At 72.2% G+C, this 20,127-nt stretch carries 20 protein-coding genes and 1 pseudogene; 15 read left to right on the top strand and 6 right to left on the bottom strand.

Annotation, left to right across the window (positions count from 1 at the left end):
• Positions 1-83: 83 nt before the first annotated feature.
• Positions 84-1,307 (bottom strand): saccharopine dehydrogenase family protein, encoded by a 1,224-nt coding sequence (locus ACZ7G1_RS03980; RefSeq protein WP_470879591.1) that lies wholly within the window; start codon positions 1,305-1,307, stop codon positions 84-86.
• A gap of 120 nt (positions 1,308-1,427) precedes the next feature.
• Here ACZ7G1_RS03980 and ACZ7G1_RS03975 point away from each other — a divergent pair, with 120 nt between their 5' ends.
• Entirely contained in the window at positions 1,428-2,135 is a 708-nt protein-coding gene (locus ACZ7G1_RS03975; protein ID WP_470879589.1) for a TetR/AcrR family transcriptional regulator, read from the top strand.
• Between the two features lie 58 nt (positions 2,136-2,193).
• Here ACZ7G1_RS03975 and ACZ7G1_RS03970 read toward each other — a convergent pair whose 3' ends face one another.
• Both ACZ7G1_RS03970 and ACZ7G1_RS03965 read right to left on the bottom strand, forming a co-directional pair.
• A complete protein-coding gene (locus ACZ7G1_RS03970) occupies positions 2,194-3,012 on the bottom strand; it encodes an MBL fold metallo-hydrolase (protein ID WP_470879588.1) in 819 nt (272 codons plus the stop codon).
• Positions 3,013-3,153: 141 nt separating this feature from the next.
• Positions 3,154-3,837 carry a DUF1345 domain-containing protein gene (locus ACZ7G1_RS03965; protein ID WP_470879587.1) on the bottom strand — a complete coding sequence of 228 codons (684 nt, stop codon included), beginning with the start codon at positions 3,835-3,837 and terminating at the stop codon, positions 3,154-3,156.
• A gap of 328 nt (positions 3,838-4,165) precedes the next feature.
• On the opposite strand from ACZ7G1_RS03965, the gene ACZ7G1_RS03960 reads away from it, so the two are divergent.
• Both ACZ7G1_RS03960 and ACZ7G1_RS03955 read left to right on the top strand, forming a co-directional pair.
• Positions 4,166-5,002, top strand: coding sequence for a DUF2182 domain-containing protein (locus ACZ7G1_RS03960; RefSeq protein WP_470879585.1), 837 nt, complete (start codon positions 4,166-4,168; stop codon positions 5,000-5,002).
• A gap of 194 nt (positions 5,003-5,196) precedes the next feature.
• Complete coding sequence (locus ACZ7G1_RS03955) at positions 5,197-5,853, top strand: DUF1326 domain-containing protein (RefSeq protein ID WP_470879583.1); 657 nt, start codon at positions 5,197-5,199, stop codon at positions 5,851-5,853.
• Between the two features lie 88 nt (positions 5,854-5,941).
• Here the strand turns inward: ACZ7G1_RS03955 and ACZ7G1_RS03950 are convergent, their stop codons facing one another.
• Positions 5,942-6,640, bottom strand: coding sequence for a substrate-binding domain-containing protein (locus ACZ7G1_RS03950; protein ID WP_470879581.1), 699 nt, complete (start codon positions 6,638-6,640; stop codon positions 5,942-5,944).
• 76 nt (positions 6,641-6,716) lie between these two features.
• On the opposite strand from ACZ7G1_RS03950, the gene ACZ7G1_RS03945 reads away from it, so the two are divergent.
• From ACZ7G1_RS03945 to ACZ7G1_RS03900, 10 genes and pseudogenes are all read left to right on the top strand, one after another.
• Entirely contained in the window at positions 6,717-7,484 is a 768-nt protein-coding gene (locus ACZ7G1_RS03945) for an IclR family transcriptional regulator (RefSeq protein ID WP_470879579.1), read from the top strand.
• A gap of 136 nt (positions 7,485-7,620) precedes the next feature.
• Positions 7,621-8,832: a 4-hydroxybenzoate 3-monooxygenase gene (locus ACZ7G1_RS03940; protein WP_470879578.1), complete on the top strand. Its 1,212-nt coding sequence runs from the start codon at positions 7,621-7,623 to the stop codon at positions 8,830-8,832.
• 27 nt (positions 8,833-8,859) lie between these two features.
• Positions 8,860-9,885, top strand: coding sequence for an amidohydrolase family protein (locus ACZ7G1_RS03935; RefSeq protein WP_470879576.1), 1,026 nt, complete (start codon positions 8,860-8,862; stop codon positions 9,883-9,885).
• Positions 9,886-9,902: 17 nt separating this feature from the next.
• On the top strand, positions 9,903-10,592 hold the full coding sequence (ligK, locus tag ACZ7G1_RS03930) for a 4-carboxy-4-hydroxy-2-oxoadipate aldolase/oxaloacetate decarboxylase (RefSeq protein WP_470879574.1): 690 nt from the start codon (positions 9,903-9,905) through the stop codon (positions 10,590-10,592).
• Between the two features lie 2 nt (positions 10,593-10,594).
• On the top strand, positions 10,595-11,515 hold the full coding sequence (locus tag ACZ7G1_RS03925; RefSeq protein ID WP_470879573.1) for an amidohydrolase family protein: 921 nt from the start codon (positions 10,595-10,597) through the stop codon (positions 11,513-11,515).
• Positions 11,516-11,540: 25 nt separating this feature from the next.
• Positions 11,541-12,851: a protocatechuate 4,5-dioxygenase subunit alpha gene (gene ligA, locus ACZ7G1_RS03920; RefSeq protein WP_470879663.1), complete on the top strand. Its 1,311-nt coding sequence runs from the start codon at positions 11,541-11,543 to the stop codon at positions 12,849-12,851.
• 1 nt (position 12,852) lies between these two features.
• Positions 12,853-13,824, top strand: coding sequence for a Gfo/Idh/MocA family oxidoreductase (locus tag ACZ7G1_RS03915; protein ID WP_470879571.1), 972 nt, complete (start codon positions 12,853-12,855; stop codon positions 13,822-13,824).
• A complete protein-coding gene (locus tag ACZ7G1_RS03910; RefSeq protein WP_470879570.1) occupies positions 13,821-14,849 on the top strand; it encodes an aldo/keto reductase in 1,029 nt (342 codons plus the stop codon). The genes ACZ7G1_RS03915 and ACZ7G1_RS03910 overlap by 4 nt, the downstream gene beginning before the upstream one ends.
• 76 nt (positions 14,850-14,925) lie before the next feature.
• Positions 14,926-16,053, top strand: coding sequence for a GNAT family N-acetyltransferase (locus ACZ7G1_RS03905; RefSeq protein WP_470879568.1), 1,128 nt, complete (start codon positions 14,926-14,928; stop codon positions 16,051-16,053).
• A pseudogene (locus tag ACZ7G1_RS03900) lies at positions 16,054-16,413 on the top strand (hypothetical protein); the annotation flags it as partial.
• 30 nt (positions 16,414-16,443) lie between these two features.
• Here ACZ7G1_RS03900 and ACZ7G1_RS03895 read toward each other — a convergent pair.
• Positions 16,444-17,436, bottom strand: coding sequence for an ArsR/SmtB family transcription factor (locus tag ACZ7G1_RS03895; RefSeq protein ID WP_470879567.1), 993 nt, complete (start codon positions 17,434-17,436; stop codon positions 16,444-16,446).
• 99 nt (positions 17,437-17,535) lie between these two features.
• On the opposite strand from ACZ7G1_RS03895, the gene ACZ7G1_RS03890 reads away from it, so the two are divergent.
• The gene (locus ACZ7G1_RS03890) at positions 17,536-18,408 is read left to right on the top strand and encodes an alpha/beta fold hydrolase (RefSeq protein WP_471203957.1); all 873 of its coding nucleotides are present in this window, start codon (positions 17,536-17,538) and stop codon (positions 18,406-18,408) included.
• Positions 18,409-18,507: 99 nt separating this feature from the next.
• On the opposite strand, the gene ACZ7G1_RS03885 is transcribed toward ACZ7G1_RS03890, so the two are convergent.
• A complete protein-coding gene (locus tag ACZ7G1_RS03885) occupies positions 18,508-19,131 on the bottom strand; it encodes a LysE/ArgO family amino acid transporter (RefSeq protein ID WP_470879563.1) in 624 nt (207 codons plus the stop codon).
• 69 nt (positions 19,132-19,200) lie between these two features.
• Between ACZ7G1_RS03885 and ACZ7G1_RS03880 the strand changes: the two genes are divergently transcribed.
• Positions 19,201-20,118, top strand: coding sequence for a LysR family transcriptional regulator ArgP (locus tag ACZ7G1_RS03880; RefSeq protein WP_470879561.1), 918 nt, complete (start codon positions 19,201-19,203; stop codon positions 20,116-20,118).
• Positions 20,119-20,127: the final 9 nt, after the last annotated feature.

Here is a 20,127-nt window from a genome sequence, read left to right as displayed (position 1 = left end):
GGCCCTGTCAACCGGGTGAGCGCCGGGGCCGTACGGGTGGGCGGGGATCCGCCGTTGAGGCGTCGTGCCTTGAGGTGGGCGGGTCAGCCTTCCTCGCGGAGGCCCCAGGGGGATCCGTACACGCCGAGGAGATCGAGGAAGGGCTGGGGCGGGAGGGCCTCGGGGCCGAGGACACCGGCGGCCTTCCAGGTGCCGTTCGCGATCAGTTCGAGGGCGATGACCGGGTTGAGGGCGGTCTGCCAGACGACGGCCTGGGAGCCGTACTCGCGCATCGTCCACTCGTTGTCGACGACGTGGTAGAGGTACACCTCGCGCGGTGCGCCGTCCTTGGTGCCCTTGACCCAGGTGCCGGCGCAGGTCTTGCCGGTCATGCGGTCGCCGAGGGTGGCGGGGTCGGGGAGGCAGGCGGCGACCACGTCGCGCGGGGAAACCTGGACGGGTCCGTCGGGGCCGGGGACGGTGACCTTGGCGGTGGAGTCGAGGCCGAGTTCGTGGAGGGTCCTGAGCTTGGTGATGAAGTCGTCGCCGAGGCCGTACTTGAAGGTGACGCGGCGCGCGTCGAGCCGGCGGGGCATGAGGAGGACTTCCTCGTGCTCGACGTTCACGCATTCCACCGGGCCGATGCCCTCGGGGAAGTCGAAGACCTCCGGCTCGCTGAAGGGTGCCGTGGTGAACCAGCCGCGGCCCTCCTCGTACACGACGGGCGGGTTGAGGCACTCCTCGATGGTGGTCCAGATGCTGAAGGAGGGCGCGAAGTCGTAGCCCTCGACGGTCAGGTTGGCGCCGTCGCGGACGCCGAGCTCCTCGATCTCGTCGAAGAGTTCGTCGGCCGCGTACCGGGCGAAGACGTCCGAGAGGCCGGGCTCGACGCCCATGCCGACCAGGGCGAGGCGGTCGGCGCGCTCCCAGGCCTCGGCGAGGGCGAACTGCTCGTCGCCGAGCTTGACTCCGCACTCCTCGTACGGGGCGGTCGGGTGCGGGACGGACAGTGACATCGCCATGTCCATGTAGTGCACGCCGGCGGCGAGGGCGCTCTCGAACAGCGGCATCACGAACCTGGGGTCGGTCGCGTTGAGGAGCAGATCGCAGTTCTCCTCGACGAGCAGCTGCCGGACGGCGGCCTCGTCGGTGGCGTCCAGGCGGCGCGCGCTGAACCGGGTCTCGTCGTCGCCGAGCGCGGCGACGGCGGCCTCCGCGCGGGCGAGGTCGTAGTCGGCGACGACCATGGCGGTCAGGAAGTCGCGGCGGGCCGCGATCCGGGTGACGGCGGTTCCGACGCCGCCCGCACCCACGAGAAGTACACGCATGTCACACACCCATTCCTCGAGACGGTCCCGGCACAGTCGGCCGGGGACGTCCCGATGGAACACGAACCCTCGCGTTAAGGTCTACGGCGTTGGCATAAGGCTCGGACAGGTGGTGGCGCGGTGCCCAAGAAGGTCGTCCCCGAGGCGGAACGCAGGAGACGGAGGCCCACGCGGACGGGCACCGTCCTGTCCGAGAAGCTGATCGTCGAGACCGCCCTGCGGATGCTCCGCGAACACGGCGACGCCGGGCTCAGCGCCCGCAGACTCGGCGCCGCCCTCGGCGCCGACCCCAGCACCGTCTACCGCTACTTCGCCGGCCTCGACGGCCTGACCAGGGCCATCGGCGAGGAACTGATGGGACGCGCCCTCGACAGCTGGACCGCCACCGGCCACTGGCGCACCGACCTCCGCTCCCTGGGCCTCGCCATCCACACCTCCTACCTCGCCCACCCCCAGGCCGCCCTGCTCACCGCCAGCCGCGTCACCGGCCGCCCCCGCGAGATCGAGGTCGACGAGACCATCCTCGGCATCCTCCGCGGCGCCGGCTTCGCCGACCCCGACGCCGTCGGCATCTACCACGCCTTCATCGACCTCGCCCTGGCCTTCGCCGCCCTCGACGCCGGCGCCCTCGCCATCAAGGACGAAGTCCGCCAAGCCGACGAGCACATGTGGACCTCCACCTACGCCCGCCTCCCCCCGCAGACCCACCCCCACATCGCCGCCACCGCCCACCTCCTCGCGGAACGCATGAACCACAGCGCCTATCCCGTCGTCCTCGACACCCTCCTCAGCCGGGCGGAGTCACGGCTGACGGCGGTGCGGGAGTAGGCCGTCCTCCGGCGTGACGGGTGGGTGCCGGCGTCGGCGGCCGCGCGTGGGTCGTCGGTCAGTCCCATGCCATCTCGCCCTTCACGACCTTCGGTCCGAGTTCGGCCGCGATGCGCATCCCGAGGTCGGGGTGGCGGTGCAGGAGTTCGGCGGTGGCGGTCTCGCCGTCGGGGGCGCGTTCGATGATCTCGTCGAAGGCGTCGAGGTAGGCGCGGGTGTGGTGGACGGCGCTGAGGTCGGCCGGGGTGCCGGGGTCGCGGTGGCCGGGGACGACGAGCAGCGGCTCCAGGGCGGCCATCTCGTCGAGGAGGCCCTTCCAGGCGTTCCGCTGCTCCGGTGCGGGGGTGTCGGCGACCCATACGTGCTGGTGCTGGAAGACGAGGGCTCCGCCCGCGACGGTACGGGTCTCCGGCTGCCACAGGTAGTGGTGGGCCGGGAGGGCGGGAACGCCTCCGCGCAGCTCGAAGGCCATCCCTTCGAGTGCGAGGCCGTAGCCGCCGAGGGGCTCGATGTCGGCGAGCCGGGTCGGCAGGTTGGCGCCGAGGCCGGCCCAGGCGGTGAGCTTGCCCTCGTACGACTGCCGGATGTGATCCACGGTCGGTGGCGCGGCCAGGAACTTCGCGCCGGGGAAGGCGTCGGCGAGGACCTCGGCGCCGAAGTAGAAGTCGGGGTCGCCGTGGGAGACGAAGACCTCGGTGAGGGTCTTGCCCGAGTCGAGGACGGCCGCGACGAGCCGGTGTCCGTCCGCGCGGGTGAAGCCCGCGTCGATCAGCAGGGCCTCGCGCTCGCCCGTGACCAGGGTCGCGGTCTTGGCGAGGGTGCCGGCGGGGAAGTCCAGGTCGAGAATCCGGTAGTCGAAGGGGGAAGGAGAGGACACGGCGGCCGTCCGGGGGTGGGAGGAGGGGGGTGGGGGCTGGGAGGGGGGTGGGGGCTGGGAGGGGACTTCAGGGGACGGCCCGGCCGGTGCGGCGGGTGGGCTCCTCGTGCACCACCGAACCCGGGCGAGAACGGCTTTCGGTCAGGTCGCGTCGAGGGCGCCGACGAGGCTGGCGACGGTGACGGTGTTGAAGACGAAGGCGATGACGGCGTTGGCGGCGACGGTGCGGCGCATTTCGCGGGAGGTGACGTTGACGTCGGTGGTGCCGAAGGTGGTCATGACGGAGAGGGCGAAGTAGACGTAGTCGGGCCAGAGGGCGGGGTCGTCGCCGGGGAACTCGAGGGCTTGTTCGTCCTCGACGAGGTTGTCGGCGTGGAAGGAGACGGCGAAGGCGGTGAGGACGCAGGCCCAGGCGGCGACGACGAGGGTGAGCGCGATCACCACCCGTACCGAGTTGGGGAGTTGGCTGCCGAGGTGGCCCGGGCGCCAGACCACAGCCACCAGGAGCGCCGCCGCGGCGATGAAGAGGGAGACGCCGGGGCCGGGGGTGGTGCCGAGGACGTATCGCTGGAGGACTGTGCCTCGTTCCTCGTGGCGGCCGGCCCAGGCGCGGATGGCCTCAGGGGTGGCGGTCGAGAAGGCGGTCACGGTGACGACGAGGTAGGTGAGCAGGTACGAGAGGAGGACGATGACGCCGACGTCGGCGCCGCTGAACTGGTCCGTGTCGTCCAGGACGAGGAGGAGCAGGACCGTGGTGCAGGCCGCGACGGTCCAGCTCACCGAGGACCTGGGGCGCTCGGAGAGCCAGGAACGGACGTGGGACACGGGACGGCCTTTCGCTGCCGGAAGCCTGGCGAACGGGCACAACCTATGACATTCCCTGTGGCGGATCGGGGAGGCGACCGGTCGTAGCCGAACGGGGACTCCCGGCGACGGCGCGACCCGTCGGGCGGGGGCGCGTCGCCGGTGGGCCGGGTCGCGTCGCCGGTGGGCCGGGTCGCGTCGCCGGTGGGCGTCGGGCTGGGGCGCGTCGGGTCGGGCCCCGTCGGGCCGGGTCGGGTGGGGCCGGGTCGGGTCGCGTCGCGTCGGGCCGGGTCGCGTCGCCGGTGGGCGTGTGCTGTCGTGGAAGTAGCCGCTGGAAGCAGGCACTCCGATGCGTCGCAGCCGGATTTCCACCTTCGTGAGCGCCCGGCCGCAGGCACCGACCGGGGCAGGTGGGGGGTTGCTGCCGACACGGGAGCTCGCGGCCGCGTGGCTGGTGGTCGTGCTGATCGCGGTGCCGGCGTGGGTGCTGACGATCGGACAGGCCCGGGACATGGGGGTCGAGCCGGGCACGATGGGGATGGCGCTGCCGCTGTTCCTGGTGCTGTGGGTGACGATGATGGCAGCGATGATGCTGCCGTCGATGGCACCGGTGGCGATCAGCTGGGTGCGCGGGATCGGCCGACGGACTTCCGGGTGGGCGCGGGTCGCCCGTACCGCCGGGTTCGTGGCCGGGTATCTGCTGGTGTGGACCGCCTTCGGGCTGCTCGCCTATGCGGCGCTGGCGTTTACCGGCGATCTGGTGGCGGACCATCCCACCGCGGGCCGGTGGATCGGCTCGATCGCCTTCCTCCTCGCGGGGCTGTACCAGCTCGGTCCGCTCAAGCACGTGTGTCTGCGGCACTGCCGGGACCCGCTGGGTCATCTGGTGCGGTACGCCGGGTTCCGGGGACCGACCCGGGACGTGCGGGTGGGCATGCACCACGGCGCGTACTGCGTGGGCTGCTGCGTCGGACTGATGGTGGTGTTCGTTCCGCTGGGCGTGATGAACGTGGCGGCGATGGCCGGGCTCGCCGTGGTGATCTTCGTGGAGAAGCTGTGGTCACGGGGTTACCTACTCAGCGGTATCGTCGGCGTCGCCTTTCTCGTCCTAGGGGTGCTCGCGCCGTTCCAGGACTGGATGCTGCCGGGGCTGCGGGAGACGATGCCGTCGATGGGCAGCATGTAAGCGCACGTGTGCGGGTGTGAATTCCCCGGGTGTGCCGGAGCTCCTCCGGGGTTCCCGGTCCTCAGGGGTTTTCCCGCCGGGGCCTGGGGTGCAAGCTGGAAGGGAGACCGTCTTCCGGTTGCCGGAACGGGCTCGGGACGCGCGGTCTCGCACTCCGAGTGGGCCCCTTTCGGGCCCGGCTGGAGGGAAGCGAGATGACACAGCAGGCGACCGACGGGACGCGCTGGCATCTGGCCGGCGACTGGTTCGACGTGTGCAAGTGCGCCATTCCCTGCCCGTGTACGTTCGCACAGCCACCGACCTACGGTGACTGCTCCGGCGTACTGGTCTGGCACATCCGGGAGGGCAACTACGGTGACGTGACGCTCGACGGCCTCAACGTCCTGATGATCGGTTCCTTCACGGGAAACGTCTGGGACAACTCGCACACCGATCCGCGCGCCGCGGTCTTCCTGGACGAGCGCGCCGACGACGGGCAGCGCGCCGCGCTCGGGGCGGTCTTCGGCGGTGAGGCGGGCGGATGGCCGGCGGAGTTCGGGGCGATGTTCCACGCCGAGATGCAGGGCATGGAGTTCGCGCCCGTCCACGTGGAGATCGACGAGGACCTGGCCACCTGGCGGGCGGAGGTCCCGGGCCGTGTCACGGCGAGCGCCGAGGCTCTGACCGGCCCGACCACTCCGGACGGCGCGCGCGTCCAGGTGCTCAACGCGCCGGGCGCGGAGGTCGGTCCTGGTCAGGTCGCCACGTGGGGGCGGGCCACGGTCGACCGCGCGGAAGCGTTCGGGTTCTCCTGGGACCGCAGCGGGAAGTCCAGCAAGTACTTCCCGTTCGACTGGACCGGGCCCGACTGATACATCCGGTTCGGCCGGACCGGCCCGACTGACTGGCTGACTGGCTGACTGACCAGGCCTCTGTCACTGACCGACCAGGCCTCAGTCGTCAGTCGTCGCCGGGTGCCCGCATACCTCGGGCGCGGGCCGTCTCCGTCGCCGTGTCGGAGGCGAGGAGGTCGAGGACTTCGCGGGCGAGGGCCGGCCGGGGGGAGGTGGCGAGGACGCCGGCGCTGAAGACGGACGTGATCGCGGTGTCGCCGGGGAGGGGACCGATGACGAGGACGCCGGGAAGGTCCATGAGTTCGCTGTGCTGCTGGAAGGCCAGGTCGGCCTGGCCCGATGGCAGGAGGCTTCCGGCGGGGACGCCCGGGGGTGCCTGGACCAGTCGGTCGCCGAGGGTGTCGGTGAGGCCGAGCCGGGCGATCAGGTCCAGGAGTGCCGTGCCGCTGGGGCCCGTGGAGTAGGCGATGCGCCGCGCGGAGAGCAGGGCGCCGCGCAGGTCGGCGGGGGTGTCGAGGGCGGGGATCGGGTTTCCCTCGGGGACGGCGGCGACGACCTGGGAGATCCACAGGGGGCGGACGGTGCCGGGGACGAGATGGCCCTCCTTCTCCAGCGCGGCCAGTGCTCCGGCGGCGAGCACGAGCACGTCGGCCTCGGCGCCCTCGCGGACGCGCCGGGCGACTTCGACGCCGCCTGCGGCGTCGAAGCGCACGGGGATGCGGTGCGCGGTCCGGATGTGCTCGGAGAGCTCGGCGAGGATGGGGCGGGTCGCCATCGAGGAGAGTCCGGAGATCTCTCGGTTCACAAGTCCTCCTTGGTGTGCGGCGGATGCTCCGGCGGGCAGTCGTGGCTGCTCAGCGCCGGGATGCGAGACTGGCCGCGTGAGCGCAACCCAGATCTCGGCGGCGGGAAAAGTCCTTCAGGTCCTCTCGGCCTTCGACCGTGAGCACCCGTCTCAGACCCTGTCGGAAGTCGCTCAGCGTACGGGGCTGGCGCTGAGCACCACGCACAGGGTGGTCTCGGAACTGGCCGCGTGGGGCGCGCTGGAGCGCGGCGAGGACGGCTCGTGGCACGTCGGGCTGCGGCTCTGGGAGATCGCCTCGGGGTGCCCGCGCACGCAGATCGTGCGCGATGTGGCGCTGCCGTTCATGCAGGACCTGTACGAGGTCACCCACGAGAACGTGCAGCTCGCGGTGCGGGAGGGCACGGAGCTCGTGTTCGTCGAACGGATCGCGGGGCACCGGTCGGTGGAGCTCCTGACGATGGTCGGGACGCGGTTCCCGATCGCCTCCACCGGAATGGGCCGGGTCCTGCTCGCGCACGCGCCGCTCGAGATCCAGGAGGAGGTCCTCGACTCGCCGCTGCGCGCCTGGACCCCGTACACCGTCGTCGACCCGAAGGCCCTGCGTGCCCAGCTGGACCGGATCCGCCGCGAGCAGGTCTTCGTCAGCGACCGGCAGCTCTCGGAGAGCACGGTCGCGGTCGCGGCTCCGGTACGGATCGGGCGGACCGGGCCGGTCAGCGCATCCCTCGGGATCGTGATCACGGCACAGGGCGCGAACCGGGCGCGCCGGCTGCGTGAGCCGCTGCTGAGAGCGGCGCACGGGATCTCGGAGGAGCTGGGGCGCCGGGCGCGTACGACGGGCTGAGGCGCGGGCGCCGCGCCCGTACGGCGGGCTGATTTCCCCGCCCGGCTTCCGCCTGACGGAAACGCCGGCGACCGGCTGTGTGCGCGGGTGTCAACGTTCGACCTGTTCGGACGTTCACACCTGCTCGGGAGATGTCATGGCTGATGCCGTCGTCGACTCTGTTGCCTCGGTTCCGGTCGCTGTCATCGGCGCGGGGCCGGCGGGCTTGATGCTGGCGCATCGGTTGGGGCGCGCGGGGGTCGACACGATCGTGATCGACACCCGTACGCGGCGGGAGATCGAGACGACGCAGCGGGCGGGCATTCTGGAGGCCGACGCGGCGCGGGAGCTGGTGGAGACCGGGGTTTCCGACCGGATTCTGCGCGAGGGCCACGAGCACGAGGGCACGGAGCTGAGGTTCGGGGGCCGGCCGCACCGGATTCATTTCAAGGAGCTGGTCGGCGAGTCGGTGTGGCTGTACCCGCAGACCGACGTGTTCGTCGATCTGGCGAACGCGCGGGACCGGGACGGCGGCACGGTCCACTTCGGGGTCCGTGACACCGAGGTCCTGGACGTCACGACGGACGCGCCGAGGGTCCGCTACACGGCGGCCGACGGGGCGCGGCACGAGATCCGGGCGCGGTACGTGGTGGGGGCGGACGGGTCGCGGAGCATGTGCCGCAACCTGGTGCCCGAGAACCGGCGGGTGCGGTACGGGAAGGACTACCCCTTCGCGTGGTTCGGCATCATGGCCGAGGCCCCGACGAGCGCGCCCGAGCTGGTGTACGCCCATTCCGAGCACGGGTTCGCGCTGATCAGCCAGCGGACCGACACGGTGCAGCGGATGTACTTCCAGTGTGCGCCCGACGAGTCGGTCGACGACTGGCCGGACGACCGCGTCTGGGAGACGCTCCAGGCGCGGGTGGCCGGCGAGGACGGGTTCCGGCTCAAGGAGGGCCCGGTCCTGGAGAAGTCGGTGCTGAAGTTCCGGTCGTTCGTGCAGGAGCCGATGCGCTGGGGGTCGTTGGTGCTCGCCGGAGACGCCGCGCACACGGTGCCGCCGACGGGGGCGCGCGGGCTGAACCTCGCGCTGCACGACGTGAAGGTGCTCGCCGACGTGCTGCTTCGGGCGCTCGGCGACAGGGGTGAGGCGGCCCTCGACGAGTACCAGCCGCGGGCGCTGCGGCGGGTCTGGCGGGCGCAGAACTTCTCGCACTGGATGACCCAGTTGCTGCACACCGCGCCCGGCGGGTCGACGTTCGACCTGCGGCGCCAGCTCGGCGAGTTGGACAACGTCGTGGGCACGCGCGCCGGACGCACCTATCTGGCGGAGCAGTACACCGGCTGGCCCGTCGGCTCCCCGGCCTGACCCCGAAACCACCTCAGGAGACAACGGATGATCATCGACTGTCACGGTCACTTCACCACGGCACCGCCCCAGTTGGCCGAGTGGCGGGACCGGCAGGTGGCCGCGGTCGGCTCCCCCGAGGACGCGCCCGACCCGGACGACCTGGTCATCGGTGACGACGACCTGCGCCGGGCGATCGAGGGCAACCAGCTGCGGCTCATGGACGAGCGGGGCAGCGACCTGACGATCTTCTCGCCGCGCGCCAGCTTCATGGCCCACCACATCGGCGACTTCCGGGTCTCCTCGACCTGGGCGCGGATCTGCAACGACCTGGTGCACCGGGTCAGCACGCTCTACCCGGAGCGTTTCGCGATGGGTGCGATGCTGCCGCAGTCGCCCGGCGTCGACCCGGCGACCTGCGTGCCGGAGCTGCGGCGCGCGGTGGAGGAGCTCGGGGCGGTCACCGTCAACCTCAATCCCGACCCGTCGGGCGGCCGGTGGACCGCGCCGCCGCTGACCGACCGCAGCTGGTACCCGGTCTACGAGGCGATGGCCGAGTACGACATCCCGGCGATGATCCACGTCAGCACCTCGTGCAACCCGGCCTTCCACACGACGGGCGCGCACTATCTGAACGCGGACACCACGGCGTTCATGCAGCTGGTCCAGGGCGATCTGTTCGCCGACTTCCCGACGCTGAAGTTCGTCGTCCCGCACGGCGGCGGCGCCGTCCCGTACCACTGGGGGCGCTTCCGCGGCCTCGCGATGGCGCTCGGCAAGCCCGATCCGGAGGCGCTGCTCGACAACGTCTTCTTCGACACGTGCGTGTACCACCAGCCGGGCATCGACCTGCTGACGCGGGTGATCCCCAGCCGTTCCGTGCTGTTCGCCAGCGAGATGATCGGCGCGGTCCGCGACGTCGACCCGCGCACCGGCCACTGCTTCGACGACACGAAGCGGTACGTCGACGCCACCCCGCACCTGTCGGACGAGGAGCGTGCCGCCGTCTACTCCGGCAACGCCCTGCGCGTCTACCCCCGACTCGCCGCCCGCCTCGCCGCGGCCGGCCGCTGAACCCAGGAGAAGCAGCCATGGAACACACCGAGCTCGGCGTCGTCCGCACCAGGATCGACCGCGCCGACCCCGAGGCCGTCGCGGCCCTTTCGGAGTTCGGCGTCGCGACCGTCCACGAGGCCATGGGCCGGGTCGGCCTGATGCGCCCGTACCTGCGCCCGGTCTACCCGAAGGCCCGGATGTGCGGCACGGCCGTGACCGTGCTGCTCCAGCCCGGCGACAACTGGATGCTGCACGTCGCCGCCGAGCAGATCCAGGACGGGGACGTCGTCGTCGCGGCCTGCACGACGGAGAGCGAGGACGGCTTCTTCGGCGAGCTGCTCGCCACCTCGTTCCGCGCCCGGGACTGCCGGGGCCTGGTCATCGACGGCGGTGTCCGCGACGTCGCCGACCTGGAGGGCATGGATTTCCCCGTCTTCTCCCGCGCGGTGCACGCCAAGGGCACGGTCAAGGCCACCCTCGGCTCCGTCAACGTGCCGGTGGTCTGCGGCAACGCGCTCGTACGCCCCGGCGACGTGATCGTCGCGGATGTCGACGGAGTCGTCGTGGTGCCCCGCGAACGCGCGGCCGAGGTGGCCGCCAAGTGCGCCGCCCGTGAGGCCAATGAGGAGGGCAAGCGCGCGCGGTTCCGGGCGGGCGAGCTCGGCCTGGACATCTATGGCATGCGCGGCCCGCTGGCCGAGCTCGGGCTGCGGTACGAGGACTGACGATGACGAACCACTTCGAGAAGACCCCCGGCTGGCTCGACTGGTACGCCGATCCGAGCGAGCCCCGGTTCCGGCTCCCCGACGGCGCCGTCGACGCGCACTGCCACGTCTTCGGTCCCGGCGCCGAGTTCCCGTACGCCCCCGAGCGCAAGTACACGCCCTGCGACGCCTCCAAGGAGCAGCTGTTCGCGCTCCGCGACCGGCTCGGCTTCAGCCGTAACGTCGTGGTGCAGGCGACCTGTCACGGCGCCGACAACACCGCCATGGTCGACGCCCTGCGGGCCTCCGGCGGACTGGCCCGCGGGGTGGCGACCGTACGGCCCGGGATTACGGACGAGGAGTTGCGGGAGCTGCACGAGGCCGGGGTGCGCGGGGTGCGCTTCAACTTCGTGAAGCGACTCGTGGACGCGGCGCCGCGGCAGGACCTGCGGGACGTCGTGGAACGGATCGCGCCCTACGGATGGCACGTCGTCCTCTACTTCGAGGCGGCGGACCTCGCCGACCTGCGCGAGTTCTTCCTGTCGATCCCGGTGCCGCTGGTCATCGACCACATGGGGCGCCCCGACGTCACCAAGGACCCGGACGGCCCCGAGTTCGAGGAGTTCCTGGACTTCCTGCGGGCCAGGCCGGACATCTGGTGCAAGGTGACGTGCCCCGAGCGTCTCTCGGTCAGCGGGCCGCCCGCCCTGGACGGTGAGCGGTCGGCGTACACCGACGTCGTCCCCTTCGCCCGGCGCGTGGTCGAGGAGTTCCCCGACCGGGTCCTGTGGGGCACCGACTGGCCGCACCCCAACCTCACCGCCCACATGCCCGACGACGGGCTGCTCGTCGACTTCGTCCCGCACATCGCGCCGACGCCCGAACACCGGCGCAAGCTCCTCGTCGACAACCCGATGCGCCTGTACTGGCCGGACGCCCGCTGACCCCCCTCACGATTGGACCTTGACCATGGCCTTGGACAAGAGCTACCGGCTGGTTCCCGGGACGACGATCTTCGACGCCGAGCAGTCCGCCAAGGGGTACCACCTCAACCAGTTCTGCATGTCGCTGATGACGGCGGAGAACCGGGCGGCCTACCTCGCCGACGAGCGCGCCTATCTGGACGCGTGGCCGCTGCGCGAGGAGCAGAAGCGGGCACTGCTCGACCGCGACCTGAACGCCGCGATGCGCGAGGGCGGCAACATCTACTTCCTCGCCAAGTGGGGTGCCACGCTGGGCTTCTCGTTCCAGCAGATGGCCGGTTCGATGACCGGGATGACCGAGCAGGAGTACCGCGACATGATGGTCGGCGGCGGCCGCTCCGTCGAGGGCAACCGCATCGACCACGCCGTCCTCGACGCGGCCCACGCGAACCCGGAGCCGCCCGCCGAGCACGCCATCGTCACCGGCGCCGTCTTCACCTCGCACGTGCCCGCGATCGGCGCGGCGATGGATCACGACAAGACCGACGAGCCGTACTGGAAGCCGCTGTTCGAGGGCTACGACTTCTCCAGGGAATGGGAGAAGGAGAACCTCCCCGACGTCGTCTTCCTGGTCTACAACGACCACGCCTCCTCGTTCGACCTGTCGCTGATCCCGACCTTCGTCCTCGGCACCGGCGCGTCCTTCCCGACCGCCGACGAGGGGTACGGGCCCCGCCCCGTCCCCGGCATCGAGGGCGACCCCGACCTGGCCGCGCACATCGCGCACTCCCTCATCCGGGACGACTTCGACCTCACCCTCGCCAACGAGATGACCGTCGACCACGGCCTGACCGTCCCGCTGTCGCTGATGTTCGGCGACGTCGAGAAGTGGCCGTGCAAGGTCATCCCGTTCCACGTCAACGTCGTGCAGTACCCGGTGCCCTCCGGCGCCCGCTGCTTCGCGATCGGTCAGGCGCTGCGCCGGGCCATCGAGTCGTACGACCGTCCGCTGAAGGTCCAGGTGTGGGGCACCGGCGGCATGAGCCACCAGCTCCAGGGCCCCCGCGCAGGCCTGATCAACCGGGAGTGGGACAACGCCTTCCTCGACCGGCTCGTCGACGACCCGGCCGGGCTCGCGCGGGTGCCGCACCTGGAGTACGTGGAGGAGGCCGGCTCGGAGGGCATCGAGCTGGTCATGTGGCTGATCGCCCGCGGCGCCATGAGCGATGTGGCCGACGCCGGCCACGTCGAGGTCAAGCACCGCTTTTACCATGTGCCCGCGTCGAACACGGCCGTCGGCCACCTGATCCTCGAAAACCGTCCCCGGGCCCAGCGGCCCGCCGAAGGAGTGAACTGACATGACCGACCGAACCCTGCGCGTCGCCCTGGCCGGCGGCGGCGCCTTCGGCGCCAAGCACGCGGCCGCACTCCGGCGGATCGACGGCGTCGAGGTCGCCGCCGTCGTCAGCAGCAGCCTGGAGCGGGCCGAGAAGTTCGCCTCGGAGCAGGGCGTCGGCCGCGGTGTCGCGTCCCTGGACGAGGTCCTGGCCATGGACGACATCGACGCCGTCATCCTCGCCACCCCCACGCAGCTGCACGCCGCGCAGACGCTGGCCTGTCTGGACGCGGGCAAGCACGTCCAGGTCGAGATCCCGCTGGCCGACTCCCTCGCCGACGCCGAGGCCTGCCAGGCCGCGCAGGAGCGCACCGGCCTGGTCGCCATGGTCGGCCACACGCGCCGCTTCAACCCGAGCCACCAGTGGGTCAAGCGCCGGATCGAGGCCGGCGACTACGGCATCCAGCAGATGGACGTGCAGACGTACTTCTTCCGTCGCACCAACCTCAACGCGCTCGGTCAGCCCCGTTCCTGGACCGACCACCTGCTGTGGCACCACGCGGCGCACACCGTCGACCTGTTCGCCTACCAGACCGGCTCGCCGATCGTGCAGGCCAACGCGATCCAGGGCCCGATCCACCCCGAGCTCGGCATCGCGATGGACATGTCCATCCAGCTGCGCGCCGAGAGCGGCGCGATCTGCACCCTGTCGCTGTCGTTCAACAACGACGGGCCACTCGGCACCTTCTTCCGCTACATCGGCGACACCGGCACCTACCTCGCCCGCTACGACGACCTGTTCACCGGCAAGGACGAGCCGATCGACGTCAGTGGCGTCGACGTCTCCATGGACGGCATCGAGCTCCAGGACCGCGAGTTCATCGCCGCGATCCGCGAGGGCCGCGAGCCGAACTCCTCGATCGCCCAGGTGCTGCCCTGCTACCGCACGCTCGCGGCCCTGGAGCAGCAGCTCACCGCCGCCTCCGCCTCGTGACCGCCGCACCCGCGGCGGCACCGGGCCGCACGCCGCGCCGCCTCGGCCCCTTCGAGGTCCCGGCACTCGGTCTGGGCTGCATGAACGTCAGCCACGCCTACGGCGTCCCCCCGACCCCGCAGGCGGCCGAGCACCTGCTCCGCTCGGCCCTGGACGAGGGCGTCACGCACTTCGACACGGCCGCCCTCTACGGCTTCGGCGCCAACGAGGAACTCGTCGGCCGGGTGCTCGCCCCCCACCGGGACCGGATCGTGCTCGCCAGCAAGTGCGGCATGACGGGCGTCGACGGCCGGCGCGTCATCGACGGCCGCCCCGAAACCATCCGCCGTACCGCCGACGAGGCCCTGGTCCGGCTGCGGACCGACGTCATCGACCTGTACTACCTGCACCGCCTCGACCGGGCCGTCCCGGTCGAGGAGAGCGTCGGCGCCATGGCCGAACTCGTCGAGGCCGGCAAGGTACGCGCGCTCGGCCTCTCGGAGGTGTCCGCGACGACACTCCGCCGCGCCCACGCCGTACACCCGATCGCCGCCCTCCAGAACGAGTACAGCCTCTGGTCGCGCAACCCCGAACAGGGCACGCTGGCCACAGCCCGCGAACTGGGCGTCGCCCTGGTCGCGTTCAGCCCGCTGGCCCGCGGCTTCCTCACCTCCGCCCCGCCGGACCTCGGCGGCCTTCCCGCCCACGACATCCGGCGCGCCATGCCCCGCTTCGACGACCGCCATTACCCCGCCAACCTGGCGCTACGGCACGACCTCGACCGGATCGCCGAGGACGCCGGCCTCACCCTCCCCCAGCTCGCCCTCGCCTGGGTCCTCTCCCGAGGCCCGCACGTCATCGCCATCCCCGGCACCCGGTCGGTGGCCCACCTGCGGGAGAACCTCTCCACCCTTGACACCCACGTCCCCGCCGACGTCCTCGACGCGGCGGCCCGCGTCCTGGACGCCGACACCGTCCACGGCCCCCGCTACAACGAGGCCACCCTCGCCGAGATCGACACGGAGCGCTGCGGCGACGCCGGATGACCGTGTGCGTTTCGACGCCCTCGGGCCGGTGAAGGACACGACTGGCTGCGCGCGTACGAGGGGCTCGGGAGGTTGCGTGCCGGATCAGTCACCAGCGGTCGGCTACAGCGAGGACCCGTCCGGGGTGGCCCGTACCCTTCCCGTACGGCTCTGCCGCCTGCGGACCGCCACCGGCGAACCGGTCGCCGAACTGGAGGCGCTCTCCTTCCGCCTGCGGTTCGGCGCCGTGGCCGTGGCCGCCGAAGGCATCGGCGGGGTGGAGACCCAGCCCGCGTACCGCCGCCAAGGACACATGACCCGGCTCCTGGGCCGTGCGCTGGAGGGCATGGGCCGGCGCGTGGACATCGCCTTCGTGTCCGACGGCATCGAAGGGGTCTACGAGCGCTTCGGCTTCGTCGGGGCCGTGGCCGAAGGGCACCTCACCGTCCCCGTACGCAACGTCGAGCGAGCGACCGGCATCGACCTGGCCACGGCCGTCCCCGGCATCCGCGACGCCTCCACGGCCGACCTCCCGGCCATGGTCGACCTGTACAACTCCGCGCACGCCCACCGCCCTTGGACCCACGCCCGCCACCCCACCTGGAACCGGCTCGTCCCCCGGACCACCTGGAAACCGGGCTCCCACACCCTCATCCTCCAGACCGGCCCCACCCCCGCCGGCTACGCCGTCCTCGAAGGCCGGTCCTTCGGTGACCCCCTCGGCACCGTGACCGTCGACGAACTCGTCGCCGAAGACCCCGCCGCGACACGCCACTTGCTCGCCGCCGTCGCCCACCTCTGCTGGCAACGCCGCCTCGGCCACTTCACCGTACGCGAACCCTCCGACAGCCTCACCGGCCGCGTCGCCCGCCACCTGGGCTGCGCCTACCACCAGACGTTCCCGCCCACCGGCGGCATGATGGCCGCCATCCTGAACCGACCACCCCTCCTACGCACCCTCGAACCGGAGCTCCACCGCCGGGCCGCGAAACAACTCCCCGACCCCGCCTACCTCCAGGCCCTCTCCGCCCTCCACAGCGGCACCCTCATCCCCGACAACCGCGTGCTCGTCCGCCTCCTCCTCGGCCACTGGTCGGCCCACGACGCCTACGCCCACGGCACGCCCGTCCCCGACCGGTACCGCGAGACCTGCGCGGCCTGGTTCCCGGGCGGCGGCACGGCGTCCTTGCCCATGCCGTACGCCCACCGCCTGGACCGGTATTAGACGGAAAGCAACCTCACCGCCGTGTGGGGGAACTTCGCCCTGCGCGGCTACCGGCGCCTGATCTATACGAACACGGCGAGTGTGCTACCCGAGGCGACCGGCATGTTCGAGCGCGCCATGGGCGCCGGCGTGAGGCTCGTACGTGCCCTCCTCACGGCCTCCGACGCGACCGCCCGCGAGCGTCTCGTCCGCCGGGAGCTCGGATCGGAGCTGGAGCAGGAGATCGCGGGCAGCCTCCGCAAGGCGCGCGTCCTGGACCAGCGTGCGGTGGAGGGCACGGTGCGGGTCGCGACGGACGGGCGGGGCGTCGGGGACATCGCGCGGGAGGTGGTGGCGACGACCGGCTGGGGCGAGCCGTAGGCACGGCACCCGTCCGGTCCGAAGGGCGGATCAGTGGGCGCCGTCGGACGGACCCTCGTTCCCGTCGTGCAGAAGGGCGGCCGCGCGGGAGGTGCGCAGGTGCAGAGCGGTGCGGCCGGTGCGGCGGGTGGTGACCAGGCCCGCGCTCCTGAAGGCGCCGAGGTGCTGGGAGACGGCGCTGGGGGTGACGCCGAGGCGGGTGGCGAGGGCCGGGGTGCCGAGGGGTTCGGCGAGGGCGGCGAGGAGGGCAGCGCGGGTAGGGCCGAGGACGGCGGCGAGGCCGTCACGGGTCGGCGGTTCGTCCTCCCACAGAAGGCCCACGCCGGTGGCGGGGTAGCGGATGGAGGCCGCGCCCACGGGCGCGGTGTCGACGAGGACCTGGGGCCAGGTGAACACCGACGGCATCAGGACAAGCCCGTGCCCGCCCGCCTCCACGACGCAGGGCGCTCCGGCCGGGCCGCGCCGGCCGTGGACCAGCAACTCCCCTTCGCGCCAGGCGACATCGCGGTGGAGTTCCGCGAAGACGCCTTCCACTCCCCCGTCGACGAGCGCCGCCGCCCGCTTGTTCACGTCGGCGTCGAGGACCGCGAGCATCCGCCCCCAGTGCGGGGCGATGAGCCGGTCGTGGCAGCGGCGCAACGCCGTGACGACACGGGGCAGGGCGTCGGGCCCGTCACCCATCCGGCGCGCGGCCGCGGGTCCCAGAGCGGCCACGCACTCCCGCCGGAAGAAGTCGGGGTCCGTGGCTCCGACACGCGCGAGCTCCTCCTCGACGTCCGGCAGCCGCCTCGTCGGCACCGGGAACAGGAACGAGGGCGGGCAGCCACCCGACAGCAACCGCAACAGGTCGATGTCGGGGTCGCGTCGAAGAACCTCCCGGGCTTCGCGCACCCAGCGCCGGTGGACGGCGTGCTCGCCCGCACCCAGGGCGAGACGCAGGCCCAGGACGGTCTCGGACAGCGGCGACACCGCGAAGCGCACCCGCGCCACCTCGGTGGCCGTCAGCGTGATCTCCACGGCCATGGCCGGCTCCCCTCTCCCTCGTTCAAGCGGCTCAGACTGATCATGTAGCTCAGACTGAACAGTAGCCGCCGCCCCGTGCGTGGCCGCAGGCTGCCCGGCATGGAGTTCTTCACCTCGTACGACGGCACGACCCTGGCCTACCGCGTACTCACCGCCGGCACCGCAGCCCACCGGCCCCCGCTGATCTGCCTGCCGGGCGGCCCCGGGCGCGCGGCCGAGTACCTCTCGGACCTGGGCGGCCTCTCCGCCCACCGCACACTGATCGTCCCCGACACGCGCGGCACCGGCGCCTCCGCGATGCCGGCGGACCTCACGACCTGCCGGGTAGACCGGCTCCCCGAGGACGTCGAGGCACTCCGCCGCCACCTCGATCTGGAGCGCGTCGATCTGCTCGGCCACTCGGCCGGCGGCGGCACGGCCCTGCTGTACGCCGCCGAGCACGCGGAGCACGTACGGTCCGTGACGCTCGTGACCCCGTCGTTCGCCGCCATTGGTCTCCCCTCGGACACCGACGCCGAGGTGGTCCTCGCGGGACGGGCCGCCGAGCCGTGGTACCCGGCCGCGCTCGCCGCGTACCGGGCGATGAAGGCGGCCCGCTCCTTCGCCGAGGCGGCCCCGCACCGCCTCGCCTTCGAGCCGCTCATGTACGGCCGCTGGGACGGGACGGCGCAGGCCCACGCCGCCGCGGACCCCGCGCAGCGCTCCCTGCCCGTCAGCGAGGCCCACTACGCGGGCTACGCCCCGACGGAGGCCGCGTTCGCCGCCCTGCACTCCCGCCTGGCGTCCCTCGCCGCCCCCGTCCACATCCTGGCCGGCGCCCACGACCTCTGGCCGACGGCGGCCTCCGCCACGCACACGGCCGCCCTCCTCGACGCCCGTCTGACCGTGCTGCCGGGTGCGGGGCACTACCCGTGGCTCGACGACCCGACGGCCTTCACCACGGCGGTCGAGTCCTTCCTGACGGCCGGCTGAGGCGTCCCTCAGGAAGGACTCGACCGCCCTGAGGGCCGGGTGACGCGCCCCGCCCGCCGCGAGGGCAGGAGCTGTCCGACCCTGACGGGCCGGAGAGGGCTACGCGCCGGCGACCAGCATTCCGCCCATGGCCAGCATGGTCGCGGCGACGAGTCCGTCCAGGACGCGCCAGGCCTTCGGGCGGGAGAGGACGCCGCTGAGCAGGCGGGCGCCGAAACCGAGGGCGAAGAACCAGGTGAGGCTGGCCAGGGCGGCACCGATGCCGAAGGCCCAGCGGAGGTCGCCGCGGTCGGAGGCGAGGGAGCCGAGGAGGAGGACGGTGTCGAGGTAGACGTGGGGGTTGAGCCAGGTCATGGCCAGGCAGGTCAGGACGGCGCGGCGGGCGGAGCCGGAGTCCGGGCCGGTGGTGGTGAGGGCGGCGGTGGGGTCGGGGCGCAGGACGCGCCGGGCGGCGAGGACGCCGTAGCAGATGAGGAAGGCGCCGCCCGCGAGGCCGACCGCGGTGAGGGCCGCCGGCCAGGCGGTGACGACCGCGCCCACTCCCGCGACACCGAGGGCTATCAGTACGGCGTCCGAGACGGCGCAGATCGCGACGACCGCGAGGACGCCGTGGCCGCGGGCGCCTTGGCGCAGGACGAAGGCGTTCTGCGCGCCGATGGCCACGATGAGCGAGAGTCCGGTTCCGAAGCCGGCGAGTACGGCGGCGAGAAGCGTGCTGGTCATGGCTCCGACCGTAAGGAAAGCATCAGGATGAGTACAGCTAAAGATTCTTAGGTACCCTAAGCCCTACTTATGGACGAGCTGCCCCTGGACCAGGTCCGGACCCTCCTCGCGGTGGTCGACGAAGGCACCTTCGACGCCGCGGCCGCCGCCCTGCACGTGACCCCCTCCGCCGTCAGCCAGCGCGTCAAGGCCCTGGAGCAGCGAACCGGCCGCGTCCTGCTGCTGCGCACCAAGCCGGTGCGTCCCACCGAGTCCGGCGAAGTGATCGTCCGGTTCGCCCGCCAGCTGGCGCGCCTGGAGCGCGATGCCCGCGCCGAACTGGGCCTTGAGGCCGAGCAGGGCCCTGCCCGTGTCCCGATCGCGGTCAACGCGGACTCGCTGGCCACCTGGTTCCTGCCCGCGCTCACCCGGGTTCCCCAGGAGCCGCCGATCTGCTTCGAGCTCTACCGCGAGGACGAGTCCCACACCACCGCCCTGCTGCGCGAAGGGCAGGTGATGGCGGCCGTCACCTCATCGCCCGACCCGGTGGCCGGCTGCACGGTCCGGCGCCTCGGCCTGGCCCGCTACCGGGCCGTGGCCTCCCCGGCCTTCGCCGCCGCCCACCTCAGGGGATCCCTGCCGGAGGACCTGTGCGAGGCGCCGACCGTGGTCTTCGACCGGCGCGACCGGCTCCAGGACACCTTCGTCCGCTCCCTGACCCAGGGCCGCTCGGACGCCGGCCGCGTCCGCCACCTCGTCCCCACCACCGACGGCTTCCGCGACGCCGTCGCCTTCGGCCTCGGCTGGGGCCTGGTCCCCGAACCCCAGGCGATGCCGCTCCTGCACTCCGGACACCTGGTGGAACTCGCACCCGCGCAGCCCATGGACATCCCCCTGTACTGGCAGCAGTGGAAGCTGGACTCCCCCGCCCTGTCCACGGTCGCCGAGGTCGTGGCGACGGCCGCCGCCGAGGCACTACTGACGGACCGGGGTAGCGGCGCGCCCTGACCGGCACCC

The organism is Streptomyces sp. NPDC037273, from assembly GCF_055603625.1.
This window is presented reverse-complemented; position numbering and strand designations above follow the sequence as displayed.

Coding starts and splice junctions, on each gene's coding strand:
- ACZ7G1_RS03895 (WP_470879567.1), bottom strand. CDS start 17,436: ATGGCCGTGGAGATCACGCTGACGGCCACCGAGGTGGCGCGGGTGCGC.
- ACZ7G1_RS03925 (WP_470879573.1), top strand. CDS start 10,595: ATGACGAACCACTTCGAGAAGACCCCCGGCTGGCTCGACTGGTACGCC.
- ACZ7G1_RS03885 (WP_470879563.1), bottom strand. CDS start 19,131: ATGACCAGCACGCTTCTCGCCGCCGTACTCGCCGGCTTCGGAACCGGA.
- ACZ7G1_RS03940 (WP_470879578.1), top strand. CDS start 7,621: ATGGCTGATGCCGTCGTCGACTCTGTTGCCTCGGTTCCGGTCGCTGTC.
- ligK (WP_470879574.1), top strand. CDS start 9,903: ATGGAACACACCGAGCTCGGCGTCGTCCGCACCAGGATCGACCGCGCC.
- ACZ7G1_RS03935 (WP_470879576.1), top strand. CDS start 8,860: ATGATCATCGACTGTCACGGTCACTTCACCACGGCACCGCCCCAGTTG.
- ACZ7G1_RS03915 (WP_470879571.1), top strand. CDS start 12,853: ATGACCGACCGAACCCTGCGCGTCGCCCTGGCCGGCGGCGGCGCCTTC.
- ACZ7G1_RS03890 (WP_471203957.1), top strand. CDS start 17,536: ATGGAGTTCTTCACCTCGTACGACGGCACGACCCTGGCCTACCGCGTA.
- ligA (WP_470879663.1), top strand. CDS start 11,541: ATGGCCTTGGACAAGAGCTACCGGCTGGTTCCCGGGACGACGATCTTC.
- ACZ7G1_RS03880 (WP_470879561.1), top strand. CDS start 19,201: ATGGACGAGCTGCCCCTGGACCAGGTCCGGACCCTCCTCGCGGTGGTC.
- ACZ7G1_RS03960 (WP_470879585.1), top strand. CDS start 4,166: ATGCGTCGCAGCCGGATTTCCACCTTCGTGAGCGCCCGGCCGCAGGCA.
- ACZ7G1_RS03955 (WP_470879583.1), top strand. CDS start 5,197: ATGACACAGCAGGCGACCGACGGGACGCGCTGGCATCTGGCCGGCGAC.
- ACZ7G1_RS03980 (WP_470879591.1), bottom strand. CDS start 1,307: ATGCGTGTACTTCTCGTGGGTGCGGGCGGCGTCGGAACCGCCGTCACC.